Source organism: Chryseobacterium sp. KLBC 52 (assembly GCF_003347605.1).
GTDB lineage: Bacteria > Bacteroidota > Bacteroidia > Flavobacteriales > Weeksellaceae > Chryseobacterium.
Genome location: NZ_QDFZ01000031.1, coordinates 16560 through 29257, shown reverse-complemented (window position 1 = coordinate 29257; position 12698 = coordinate 16560). Strand labels below are relative to the sequence as shown.

The 12698-nt window shown below is 35.4% G+C and carries 10 protein-coding genes; 4 read left to right on the top strand and 6 right to left on the bottom strand.

Annotated elements, in window-relative coordinates; genetic code table 11:
* Together DDF69_RS22370 and DDF69_RS21850 are read left to right on the top strand one after the other, a co-directional pair.
* A partial coding sequence (locus DDF69_RS22370) for a transposase (protein ID WP_410494286.1) occupies positions 1-418 on the top strand: 418 nt, incomplete at its 5' end.
* A complete protein-coding gene (locus tag DDF69_RS21850; RefSeq protein ID WP_228411904.1) occupies positions 415-1284 on the top strand; it encodes an IS3 family transposase in 870 nt (289 codons plus the stop codon). The genes DDF69_RS22370 and DDF69_RS21850, both read left to right, overlap by 4 nt.
* Before the next feature lie 58 nt (positions 1285-1342).
* Here the strand turns inward: DDF69_RS21850 and DDF69_RS21845 are convergent, their stop codons facing one another.
* The 5 genes from DDF69_RS21845 to gndA form a co-directional block, all read right to left on the bottom strand.
* Complete coding sequence (locus tag DDF69_RS21845; protein WP_114822636.1) at positions 1343-1981, bottom strand: TetR/AcrR family transcriptional regulator; 639 nt, start codon at positions 1979-1981, stop codon at positions 1343-1345.
* A gap of 716 nt (positions 1982-2697) precedes the next feature.
* Positions 2698-3336, bottom strand: a complete 639-nt coding sequence (locus DDF69_RS21840; RefSeq protein WP_114822635.1) for a TetR/AcrR family transcriptional regulator — start codon at positions 3334-3336, stop codon at positions 2698-2700.
* 690 nt (positions 3337-4026) lie between these two features.
* Positions 4027-4737: a 6-phosphogluconolactonase gene (gene pgl / locus DDF69_RS21835; RefSeq protein ID WP_114822634.1), complete on the bottom strand. Its 711-nt coding sequence runs from the start codon at positions 4735-4737 to the stop codon at positions 4027-4029.
* A 27-nt stretch (positions 4738-4764) separates the two neighbouring features.
* Positions 4765-6246 carry a glucose-6-phosphate dehydrogenase gene (gene zwf / locus DDF69_RS21830; protein WP_114822638.1) on the bottom strand — a complete coding sequence of 494 codons (1482 nt, stop codon included), beginning with the start codon at positions 6244-6246 and terminating at the stop codon, positions 4765-4767.
* A gap of 13 nt (positions 6247-6259) precedes the next feature.
* The gene (gndA, locus tag DDF69_RS21825) at positions 6260-7678 is read right to left on the bottom strand and encodes an NADP-dependent phosphogluconate dehydrogenase (protein WP_114822633.1); all 1419 of its coding nucleotides are present in this window, start codon (positions 7676-7678) and stop codon (positions 6260-6262) included.
* Positions 7679-7930: 252 nt separating this feature from the next.
* On the opposite strand from gndA, the gene DDF69_RS21820 reads away from it, so the two are divergent.
* Positions 7931-8290 (top strand): hypothetical protein, encoded by a 360-nt coding sequence (locus DDF69_RS21820; RefSeq protein WP_034696561.1) that lies wholly within the window; start codon positions 7931-7933, stop codon positions 8288-8290.
* A gap of 162 nt (positions 8291-8452) precedes the next feature.
* Here the strand turns inward: DDF69_RS21820 and DDF69_RS21815 are convergent, their stop codons facing one another.
* Positions 8453-9214, bottom strand: a complete 762-nt coding sequence (locus DDF69_RS21815) for a response regulator transcription factor (protein WP_114822632.1) — start codon at positions 9212-9214, stop codon at positions 8453-8455.
* A 672-nt stretch (positions 9215-9886) separates the two neighbouring features.
* Between DDF69_RS21815 and DDF69_RS21810 the strand changes: the two genes are divergently transcribed.
* Entirely contained in the window at positions 9887-12685 is a 2799-nt protein-coding gene (locus DDF69_RS21810; protein ID WP_228412075.1) for a T9SS type B sorting domain-containing protein, read from the top strand.
* Positions 12686-12698: the final 13 nt, after the last annotated feature.

The window sequence follows — 12698 nt, the reverse complement described above, 5'->3', positions numbered from 1 at the left end:
ATCCACGTACATTAAACGCACACAGAAGGATTACAGTTTAAGTTTAAAACTTCAAATCGTGAAAGAAGTTGAATGTGGAGCATCCACTATTACTAGTTGTCGTAAGAAATATGGTATTCAATCTCATGGTACTATTTTAAATTGGCTGAGAAAATATGGTAACTTTGATTGGGAAAACCAAAGACCTTATGCCATGGAAAAAACACCTGAACAACGTATTATGGAATTAGAAGCCCAGGTAAGGCTTCTTGAAAAGCAAAAGGCTTTTTTAGAAAAGCAGGCTTATATTGCAGATAAGAAGTCCATATTTTTTGATATGATGATTGATCTGGCTGAGAAAGAATATCACATTGATATTCGAAAAAACTCACCACCCGAACAATCGATTACTTCCGCAGTAAAGAAAAAGAAACTTTGATTTTTACTTGTGGATTGTTAGGGTTAAATAGACAAATCTATTATAGAAGTATCAAGCGTACGAAAGTTTGTAAAGATAAAGCTTCAGAGGTAGTAAAGCTGGTAGAGAATCTTCGTGTTAAGATGCCCCGGTTAGGAGGCAGGAAATTATATTTTATTTTACAGAGATCCTTAAGCTCCATTAAGGTAGGGAGAGATAAATTCTTTGCCATCTTAAAAGCTAATCATTTATTGATTGAACCTCGCAAAAGCTATCACATTACAACCAACTCTCATCATCGTTTTAGAAAGCATAAGAACCTGCTCCTTGACTATCAGATAACAAAGCCCAACCAGGTATGGGTTGCAGATATTACTTATATAGGGAACCGAAAAAATCCAAGCTATTTAAGTTTAATAACTGATGCGTATTCTAAGAAAATAATGGGACACTTTGTTGCAGACAATTTAAATACACAGAGTAGTATTATAGCTTTAAAAAGAGCTCTAAAGAAGTATAAAGGTATGAGAGAATCTTTAATCCATCATTCCGATCGTGGTTTACAATACTGCTCGAATGAGTATCAAAGACTTTTACAGAAACATCAATTAAAATGTAGTATGACACAAAACTCTGATCCTTATCAAAATGCAGTAGCAGAGAGAATAAATGGTATTTTAAAGCATGAGTTTGATATTGATAAACATGATATAAACAACAATTTAAGGAAAAAGATAGTAAATGAATCTATCGAAATCTACAATAATTTACGCCCACATTTTTCAAATCATTATCTAACTCCAAACCAAATGCATAAACAGTCACAAATTAAAATGAAAACCTATAAAAACAAAAACCAAAGCAATAGTAAAATTACTCTGGTTTAATTATTTATTTTTGTACTATAATCTGTATCAGATTTTCAGGACTAGTCATTATAATAGATTAAAGATTGTCGTGGGTCTGTTCTACCATGAAAGATATTGCCTTTTTGATTTTTTCCCGTCCTTCAGGAGTATTGGTATCTATACCACAGAATATACTGCCGTTCAGAGAAGAAAACATATTGAGGTAGTATAGTCCTGAAACCATGATGGCCATAATAGAACGGTAGGTATCCATTTTATCTTTGAAGCGGGATTCCATCAATAATTTGAAGATATATTCTCCATTTTCTTCCTGAGTGTCAATCAGTTTTTTTAATGATTTCCGGGGTTCAGAAATAGTCCACAACAATAGTTTTTGAGCTTCTTTATTGGCATATACGTAGTCAAATTGTGAAAGAAGCATATGCTCTATAAATTCTCTGCCTCCATCTTCAAGATTAGGCTTCATCTTTTCCACTTCCTCGCTGGTTACTTTTACCCAGAAATCCTGTGTACGAACATATTCGTCCATGAGACCATCCATTCCGCCAAAATAGGTGTAGATCATTTTCTTATCTACCCCGGCAGTAGCAGCGATATCATTAATCTTCAACCCTGCATGTCCCTTCGTTTTCAGTATTTTTCCAACGGCATCCAAAAACTTTTTTTTGCTGCGTTCTTTATTCCTAATACTACCTGATGCTGACTTTCTTTCCATGACTAATCATTCAATATACAAGTTTAAGAAATTTTTTTATTATTTTAGACACCACACAGTGTCTAATTTGATCTATTTGTATATCTTTGCACAAACTAAAACCATTCTCAATATAAAACACGATTGAAGTTGAAAAATTAAAAACTATTCAGATTGTATCGTTAGTTCCCTCAGTTTAAAATATTTCGAACATCAACGACTGATGTAAAAACACAACTACCAGCATCATTTTTGTATAATGGTGCTGTTTTTATTTAAAAAAAATGGTTTGATATTTAATAAAATACTTTTCTACAGATTTTTTTTATCAGTTTTACTTTTACACTGAGAAGTACCGTCATTGGTAAAGACATCTTCTTCTCTGTTCTATGAATTTAACTGATCAATCGGTATTGATAAAGAAAAATTTTTACACTTATTGTAAAATTTAATACACTGAATTTCAAAATATTAAACAAAAACAAGAAAAATTTTATTATTTTAAACACTTTACAGTGTCTTATTTTATATATTTGTACAAACTAAAACCAACTATATATTTTAAAACACTATTAGGTTGAAAAATAAGACAATCCAAATTGTATTATTGAGTTCCCTTACTTTAAGACAATTTCGAATACGAAACAACTAAGGAAGAAACACAACTTATAGACAGACCATTAGATTTCTAATGGTTTTGTTTTTTGTATTGAAATTCAATTTTCAAAAATAAGGATTTACAGGTTTTCGTAGGTATGGTGCAACATGAAAGAAATTGCTTTCTTGATTTTATCACGTCCTTTAGGGCTGTCAACATCTATTCCGCAGAAAATACTTCCATTTACGGCAGCATACATGTTCAGATAATAAAGCCCTGAAACCATAATCGCCATAATAGAGCGTACCTGTTCAGCATTCTCTTTAAAATGGGAATCCATCAATAGTTTGAAAATATATTCTCCGTTTTCTTCCTGGGTTTCTGTAAGTTTTTTCAAAGATTTACGAGGTTCTGATAAACGCCAAAGAAGCAGTTTTTGTGCTTCTTTGCTGGAGTAAACATAGTCAAATTGGGATAAAAGCATTCCTTCCATGAAAGATCTCCCTCCATCATCCAGTTTGGGTTTTATTTTTTCAATTTCTTCAATCGTTACTTTGCTCCAGTAATCCTGTGTGCGGATATACTCATCAATCAAACCGTCTATTCCCCCGAAATACGAATAAATCATTTTCTTATCAACTCCGGCTGTAGCAGCAATACTATTCACTTTCAAGGCAGTATATCCTTTTGTTCTCAGTATTTTTCCAACCGCGTCCAAAAATTTTTTTTTACTGCGTTCCTTGTTCCGGATACTTCCTGCTACAGACTTTCTTTCCATGGTAAACTTTCAATCGTACAAGTTTATGAATTTTTTTTCATTTTAGACACTTTTTAGTGTCTAAATTTATATATTTGCAGAAACTAATAACCATTTTATATAAACAGACAATCAGAGTTGTGAGGTTGAGTGAGATCAGATTGCACCGTTAGTTCCCTCAGTATAAATATTTACTATTCAATACTGAGGTAAAACATTACTCCGCAGCATCATTATTTTTGTAATGGTGCTGCTTTTAGTAATACGGTTATTATCAACAGGCATTTACCATTCTGCCGTTTTGATATCCTTCAATCTATTTTCTACAATTTTATTATTCATATATATTGCTGCGTACAAAAGGGTTTTTGTAAGGTTTTACAATGTTGAACAAAATATTTTTCATTTTTTTAAAAATTTAGACACTACGTAGTGTCTTATTTTGTATATTTGCTTCAAACTAATAACCATTTTACATAGAAACACTATTTGAGTTGGAAAAATTAAAAGTTTCGAACAAAAAGCAACTAAGGTAAAAACACTAAATGCAGCAGCGTCATGAATTCTCTAATGATGCTGTTTTCATTTAGCAGATCTTATTTTCGATGTAATCTACAGAAAATTGTATTTACCGGGAATCCGGTAATAGAATAGTTGATATGAAGAGAGACTGCCCAAGGACAGTCTCTTATTTTTTAAGATTGAAGTATATTAACCTCTGGCTTTTTCGTCTGTAAAAAACTGAAAGCCCTCCTTCTTCTCAATAAGCTGCATTGGATATAATGAAGGATTATATTCACCATTCAGAACTTCATTCAGCGCATGTTTTTTGGATTCACCAAATGCAATAGCGAGAATATGACCGGCATTATTGATAATAGGTGCAGTTAACGTAATTCTGAACATTTCCTGAGGCTTAAGATAATAGGCAGAAACCCATTTTTCTTTTTCATTTAAAACTTCTTCCCCAGGAAATAATGAAGCTGTATGACCATCATCTCCCATTCCAAGCAGGATAAAATCAAAAATTCCTTCGTCACCAAGAACAGTTCTGATCTGCTGTTCATACGCTTTAGCATAATCCTCAGGACTTATTCCGTCAGCATACATGGGAAAGACGTGGTTTTCAGGTACCGGAACGTGATTGAGAAGTGCTTCATCTGTCATTCGGAAGTTGCTTTTATCATCGTTCAACGGAACCCATCTCTCATCTACCCAAAAAAAGTAGACTTTGCTCCAGTCAATCTGTTCTTTATATTCCGGTGTTGCCAAAAGCTTGAAAATGGCTTTGGGAGAAGAACCTCCACTTAATGCAACCACAAAACGGCCATTTTTCAGAATAGATTTTTTTGAAAGGTCAACAAATGTGTCTGCTGCCTTTGTGTACAGTTTTTCCAGATCGTCAAATACTGTAATATTCATTGTCTGTTTGTTTAAAATTATATTGTTTTATACCCAGCTGTGCCCTTGTCTTTCTACCAAAGCATTAACGTCTTCCGGTCCCCAGCTTCCTGCTTTGTAATTCGGGAAAGAAAGGTCTTTATTATTTTCCCAGGCTTCCTGTATGGTGGTAACCACATCCCAGGCTTCTTCCACCTGATCGGAACGCATAAATAAAGTCAGATCCCCTAAAAGAGCATCCTGCAGCAGGGTTTCATAAGCTTCCGGAGTATCTTCCTGACAGGCAAAATTATCAAAAATCATTTCTGCTGGCTTCAGATCAAGTGTCAGCCCCGGTTTTTTGGTCATGAACTGTAATCTGATATCCATCATTGGCTGAATATTAATAATCAACCTGTTGGCTGATAAAAGATGTGGACTGTCTGAGAAGGTTGAGTGAGGAAGTGGTTTAAACTGGATGGTAATGTAAGAATGCTTTTCTTTCATTTTCTTTCCGGTACGCACATAGAAAGGAACATCCTGCCATCTTTCGTTATCCAGATAGAACTTGATTGCAGCAAAAGTTTCCGTATTGGAATCTGAAGCAATTCCGTCTTCCTGGCGGTAGCCTTTCACTTCCACTCCATTGATAGTTCCTTTTCCATATTGTCCTCTTACCGCATAATGATCAACCTGATCGGAAGATATTCTACGGATTGATTTCAGAACATCTACTTTCCGGTCTCTGATTTCACCAGACTGCAATGAAGCCGGTGGTTCCATAGCCACCATACAAAGGATCTGCAACAGGTGATTCTGAATCATATCCCTTAATGCTCCTGTCTGTTCATAAAAAGCGCCTCTAGTCTCTACCCCAACTTCTTCCGCAACGGTAATCTGTACCGATTCAATATATTTATGATCCCATAAAGGTTCAAAAATTGAATTTCCAAACCTGAATGCCAATATATTCTGCACCGTTTCTTTTCCAAGATAATGATCAATACGATAGATCTGTTCTTCTTCAAAAGTTTTAGCCAAAAGGCTGTTCAATTCTATCGCTGACTGTTTATTATGACCAAAAGGTTTTTCAATAATAATACGGTCTTTCTTCGGATCAGAAGCTAATGAAGTCGTTTTGATATGATTGGATATCGTGGCAATAAAATTGGGCCCGATCGATAGGTAAAACAATCTGTTCGCTCTTATTCCATACACGGAGTCAAAATCCTGCAATTTTTGCTGTAAATTCTGATAAGAACTTTCTTCATCCAATTGATGCTGGAAGTAAGTAATATGAGCCTGAAATCCTGCCCAGTCTTCAGAAGTCACTTTTTTTCTGGAGAAGCTCTCGAGGTTTTCTTTGATATAATTTCTGAAATTTTCGTTGGTATTTTCTGCCCTTCCCAATGCTACAATATTGAAGCCTTTGGGCATTCTGCCATCGATATATAAGTTATAAAATGCCGGAAAAAGTTTTCTTTTTGCCAGATCTCCTGTAGCACCAAAAATAACGATAGTTGTTGGCTGCAAGATTCTATTTTGATTCATTTCTTCCGAATTTTTAATTGTTTGCACTCTGCCAAGAAGTATGAAAAACTCCTTCTCTGTCAATACGCTGATACGTGTGAGCTCCGAAATAATCACGTTGAGCCTGGATCAGATTCACAGGAAGAGATTCTGTGGTATAAGCATCAAAATATCCCAAAGCAGTCTGGATTCCCAAACTTGAAATTCCGTTGGTAACGGCATATCCGGCTGTTTTTCTTAAGGCTTTGATTTTTGATTTTACCAATTCAGAAATATCGTGATCAAGTAGAATATTAGAGAGATTAGGATTTTCGGTATACGCTGAATAGAATTTTTCCAGCAATACAGAACGGATAATACATCCTCCTCTCCAGATTTTCACAACATCTTTCAATGGAATTTCAAAACCATATTCTTCAGATGCTTTTACCAGTAAAGATAAACCTTGTGCATAGCTGATTAAGGTAGAAAGGAAAAGAGCGTCGCCCACTTCCCTGATGAACAATTCTGTATTTTCCGGCTTTATAATTTCGCTTTCCGTGTAGATTTTTGAAGCCTGAATTCTTTCGTTTTTATAAGCAGATAAAATTCTTGAAGTTACAGCAATATCAATGGTAGGAATAGAAACTCCTATTTCCATAGCCTGCTCAGAAGTCCATTTCCCTGTTCCTTTCGCTCCTGCTTTATCTAAAATATGATCTACAAGGTAACCATCTGTTAATGAATCCTTCTGAGTGAAGATATCTCTGGTAATTTCAATAAGGAAAGAGTTCATTTCTCCATTATTCCATTCTTTGAAAACCTGATAGAGCTGTTCATTATTTAAGCCTGCTCCTCTTTTAAGAAGATCATAAGCTTCACTGATAAGCTGCATAATTGCATATTCAATACCGTTGTGTACCATTTTCACATAGTTCCCGGCAGATCCTTTTCCCATGTATGCTGTACATGCTTCGTTGTCTACTTTTGCAGCAATGGCTTCCAGCATTGGTTTCAGAAGCTGGAATGCTTCCTGATCACCTCCCGGCATTATACTTGGTCCTGTTCTGGCTCCTTTTTCACCTCCAGACACACCCATTCCCATAAAATGCAGTTTTTTGGATGCCAGATCAGCAACACGTCTGTTGGTATCTTCAAAATAAGAATTTCCTGCATCAATCACGATATCGCCTTCGCTTAAAAGTGGGGTAATATTTTCCAGCACAGCATCTACAGGTTTTCCTGCAGGAACCATAAGAATAATTTTTCTTGGAACTTCCAGTGCGGATACGAAATCTTCTAAAGAGCCTGTACCTTTCACCTTCATTTCTGAAGCAGCTCCGCCTTCTAATTCTTTCACTTTTTCCTGATCAAGGTCGAATCCTGCGATTGAAAACCCATTGTCAGCGATATTATAAAGCAGATTTCGCCCCATTACTCCAAGGCCAACCATTCCATAACTATATCTTTCCATTATATTGGTATTAATATGAATTTTGTTATACAGAGAATAAAATTACGCAAATGCCTATTATGAAAAAAATAAAAGGAAATAAAAAGTTGAGAGTACATTTGTTTTTCCCTTATTTACAAGCCTCTAATATTCACATTTTCATATGATTTTGAGTTTGCAGAATAAAATTCAATCATTAATATGGGAATGATCTATTAAAACAGTCTGTTTTTTGGCATAATTAAACTTATATTTGCCAAAATTTATAAAGTAATGAACTATAAACTTGAACTCAACACTCAGGAGCCTAATTCTAAAATCGTTTTTAATAATATCATATTTGATTCGTTCAAGATTAATATAGTTGAAAGATATATCGGGTCAATGAAGGCTCGTCCTACATTATGCGAGGTTTTATTTAAAGTAAGAACTTTAGATAATGTCATTATCAACAGAAAAGATGGTAATATAAGAGTAAAGATAAAGGGTGATGATTTTGAAACGTATCAGAAATTATCCAGAGACCTGAACTCTTATGAATACAAAAACAAACTGATTAACAGAAAAGAGGTAGAACAGAATTATGTTCATTTCATCCTGAGTTTAGTAATCACAAATTATCAGCTTAATTAAGCTGTTCCGGACATTCTCCTTCTACCATTGTGCAGAGGGAGAATGCCCGGAAAAACAATACACAGAAAGCAAACGGTTTTTAATTAAAAACTATACGTTATACTGAGCATTCTATTTGGATTCTCAGCGATTTCGGCCTGGAAGTATTTAAAAAAGCACAGTTTAAATCAAGTTATTCGTTATTACATAGGATATTGCTTCGATGATATTCTTCACTCCGATTCTTTCAAACAATTTGCTCCTGTGAAACTTTATGGTACTTGGTGACACAAACAATTGTTCTGCAATTTCTTCTATTTTTAATCCCTGAAGGTAAAGCCGTATTATTTCGATTTCCCTTATTTTTAGTGTAACTTTAGATTCTTCTGTCCATTTTTCGGTTAAGAGGTTAAATTTCCAATAGATTTCTGAAGTATTGGATATAATCCTGATATTTCCCGCATTTCTATTCAGGGAATAAGATACTACACAGACTACTTTTGAAATTTCACCATGATTATCAATCTCAATAGGTGTGATCCTGTGATTCACAAGTACATCTACACTATTGATATGTTTCAGATGGAAATCATAAGTAATGGTGTGCGCTTTTTTCTCTTCCAGAGTAAGGCATTCAAAAAATTTAAGCCCGTAAATATTTACTTTTCTTAAAATTTCAAGATCTTCCAGCCTCGCATATTTCCGAAAAAAATTATATCCCAGTTTTTCAACTTCAGTAGAATTCAGACCTGATAAAAGAAGCGGGTTTTCCGAAATAAACTCTAATTTCTTTGTTTTAAGATCTGCTATATAGATAGACCCCTGACTGTTGCCCGAGACTGCTTTAAGGACATTATAATAGTGGTCCTGTGTTTCCCTTTTTTCAGAAACTGATAAGCCCGACGCATTCTTCCTGGCATCCAATGATTTTATTTTATCACTCATGTTTTTTGCTAATAGGCGTAAAAAACCATTTTTTCTATTAATTATTTTTTGCAAACATATTCAAATTGGTTTAAATAAAAAACCTATCTAAACTTAATTATAATTAGACTTAAGTTCAGAAAACAATTGTTTCAATAGTAAAAAACCAATTAAATCTGAAATCCATTGCGCTTTTAGCATTGAAAGTATTTTTTTCTGTATCATATACACATAAAAACAGAATTAATTTGGAAATTAAATAATAAAAAACCTTAAATGAAATCAGGTATTCTCTTTACTGAAAGTGTTTTATCATAGGTCTTATTTAATTTAATTCATTAAACTTTGATTTAAAACTAGACGAAAGTATAGTCAATTTGTATTTTTATTAAATTATTTTTACTCAGTAATAAAATGGAAACTGCCATAAGAAAAGTATAAAAATTAAATAAATCTTAACCTATTAAAAACAGTCAATTAACAGGCATACAGGTGAACGATGCGGCATCAAAAGTATCCAACATCACTCATCTGCCTCTAAGATTCCTTCTTATTTTTTCTGATCATCCAATAAATACTTTTTTTACAATTCATAAAAAATTAATAAAGGAGTCATAATCATTTTTTGAAAAAGAATTCGTAATTTTTAGAACGAAAATTTAACAATGCATGAAAAGTTTTATATTTTGTTTAATGTTCCTTATATTGGGTCTACCTCTTTCGGCACAAAGAGATACAGACCATTGGTTTGCACCTTATTACGGGTCTGTAAATTATACGCAGGCACTCTATCTTTCTACCGATTCTGCAACTCCTTTTGTTGTTACAATTAACAATAATAACATCCCGATTGGTAATGTCACCATCAGTAAAGGGTCTCCTCAGATCTTTGTAGTGCCGGCTAGTATCATAGCAGCTAATGTGGCTTCAAATGCATTCACTACTATCACTAAAGGTTTATATGTACATGGAAGCAAGCCATTTTACTGTTCATTAAGAATGGTAAGCGGCACTGTACACGCTGAAATTATAACAAGCAAAGGAAAAGCCGGGATCGGCAAAGAATTTTTTGTAGCCGCAACTCCTACTACCTCATCACTTAACATATTTAACTTCTCAGCAGGCATATTGGCAACAGAGAATAATACAGTTATCACTGCTACATGGAATGGAAATGTAACATTCTTTGGAGGAACACCTGCCACCCATTCGCAAACAATTACTCTCAATAAAGGACAGTCTTTTATTTTCGCCGGAGGTGCTGGAATAGGAGGTCAAAACATATCGGCTTTTATTGGAGCTAAAATTGTTTCTGATAAGCCGATTACCCTTACCAACGGAAATATCAATGGAAATTTTGGAGACAACACCAGCATGGGATCTGATGCGGTTCTTGATCAGTCTGTACCTACGGATAGACTTGGGAGTACTTTTGCCATGGTGAGAACAAGATCTACCAATCCGGATCTTGAAGGTGGTATCATCATAGGAACTGAAAACAATACCCAAATATTTATCAACGGTTCCAACACTCCTGTCGCTACAATAAACAGTGGGGAATTTTACAGAGTTTCAGGAAGCAACTATGTACAGCAGGGAAATTCCGGACACTTCAATATGTTTATTACGACTTCAAAAAATGTCTATTTATATCAGTTGGTTTCTGTAAATAACAGCAGTGCAACGTGTGGGTTCAACTACATTCCGCCATTGAACTGTTTTTTACCCCGAAAAATTGATGAAATCGGGAAGATCAATGAAATGCCAACAGGACAGGGAGTAACAAGCACTGTCCCAACCGGAACTATTGTAAAACTGAATATTTTAACGGAAACCGGAGCCAATGTGATGGTAAATGGCATTACTCCCACCGCCGCACAAGGACCTTTCCCATTGACAGGAAACAGCAGCTGGGTAACATATGCCATCCCATCTATCACCGGAAATGTAACCGTGGTTTCTGATAAAGCTGTAACAGCAGGTATTAACGGGGGTTACAGCACATCCGGATATGGAGGTTATTTTGCAGGCTTCTCTTCTATCCCACTGATTTCAAAAAAAACCGGAGATTGTATTCCGGGCATTGTATTGGAAGTAAATGACAGCTACGACACCTACCAATGGTTTCTCAACGGAAATCCTATTAGCGGAGCCACTACCAATACACATACTCCACTGGCTGCAGGGAATTATACAGTGAAAATTGCAGTAAGCACTTGTCCACCGGCAACCACCCCTGTCTATAAAGTATACACATGTCTTCAGGAATCTGCAAAGGCGATTACTGTTTGCGAAGGAAACATTACTATCGTACCGGAATTTACCAATTCTACCCAAACTTATGTTCCGAGTACAGTAACGATTATTACCCCTCCAACAAACGGTACTGCTACCATTGATGCAGCGGGAGTGATTAATTATGTTCCCAACTTCGGTTATCTGGGTACTGATACTATTGTTTATAAATTTTGCGGAAATGACCCGGATTTTACAGATTGTGAACGGGTAACTGTAACATTAACAGTTTCTGAAAGCCCAATCGTAAAAGATGCAGCTTTAAGATCATGTTTTCTGCCATCCGATCCGTTGCTTGGGATATTTGATTTAACATCGGCAGGCGTTAATGTACAACCAGGAATTACCAAGCAGTACTATCCATCTCCCACTGATGCGCATAACGGGACAAACGAAATTCTGAATCCAGCCAATTACACTGCTCCGAACGGCGTTGTTTATATTAAGGTGAGCAATGCCAGCGGATGTTATAAGATTGCAGAAGTAACCCTTACAGTTATTCCCCCTAGCTTCTCAGAAGCATTAAAGGACAAAATCATCTGTATGGAAAATACAACTACATTAGATGCAGGACCAGGTTATACTTCTTACGAATGGAGTACAGGAGCGACAACGCAATCCATCAAGAATGTAGGAGTTGGGGCCTACTGGGTAGATCTGAAAACCAGAGAATGTACCACCAGACAAACTGTGAAGGTGTATGCTTCTGAAAACCCTGTTATTTCAGATGTTACCATTAACAATAATACGGTTACCTTAGATGTAATTGCAGGAACAGCACCTTATCAATATTCTATGGACAATATCAACTGGCAGAGTGAAAACATATTCACCAATATATCCCGCGGAAGCCATACTTTCTATGTAAGGGATTCGTATAACTGCGTTCCTGTGCAGATAGAAGTTACTGTTCCTAATCTGATTAACATCATCACTCCTAATGGTGACGGAATCAATGACGTACTTGATTATTCTGCTTTGGCAAATAAAAATAATTTCTCATTCGGTATCTATGACAGATATGGAAGCAGAATTCATGTAGGAAGTAAATCAAACGGATTCAAATGGGACGGAACTATGGACGGTAAAAAAGAACCTACAGGAACTTACTGGTTTGAAATGGGCTGGAATGAGAACAACACAACGCAAACTCCAATAAAATATACCGGATGGATCGTAGTAAAAAACAGGAACTAACACCAATCTTTCA

Coding starts and splice junctions, on each gene's coding strand:
- DDF69_RS21845 (WP_114822636.1), bottom strand. CDS start 1,981: ATGGAAAGAAAGTCAGCATCAGGTAGTATTAGGAATAAAGAACGCAGC.
- DDF69_RS21840 (WP_114822635.1), bottom strand. CDS start 3,336: ATGGAAAGAAAGTCTGTAGCAGGAAGTATCCGGAACAAGGAACGCAGT.
- pgl (WP_114822634.1), bottom strand. CDS start 4,737: ATGAATATTACAGTATTTGACGATCTGGAAAAACTGTACACAAAGGCA.
- zwf (WP_114822638.1), bottom strand. CDS start 6,246: ATGAATCAAAATAGAATCTTGCAGCCAACAACTATCGTTATTTTTGGT.
- gndA (WP_114822633.1), bottom strand. CDS start 7,678: ATGGAAAGATATAGTTATGGAATGGTTGGCCTTGGAGTAATGGGGCGA.
- DDF69_RS21820 (WP_034696561.1), top strand. CDS start 7,931: ATGAACTATAAACTTGAACTCAACACTCAGGAGCCTAATTCTAAAATC.
- DDF69_RS21815 (WP_114822632.1), bottom strand. CDS start 9,214: ATGAGTGATAAAATAAAATCATTGGATGCCAGGAAGAATGCGTCGGGC.
- DDF69_RS21810 (WP_228412075.1), top strand. CDS start 9,887: ATGTTCCTTATATTGGGTCTACCTCTTTCGGCACAAAGAGATACAGAC.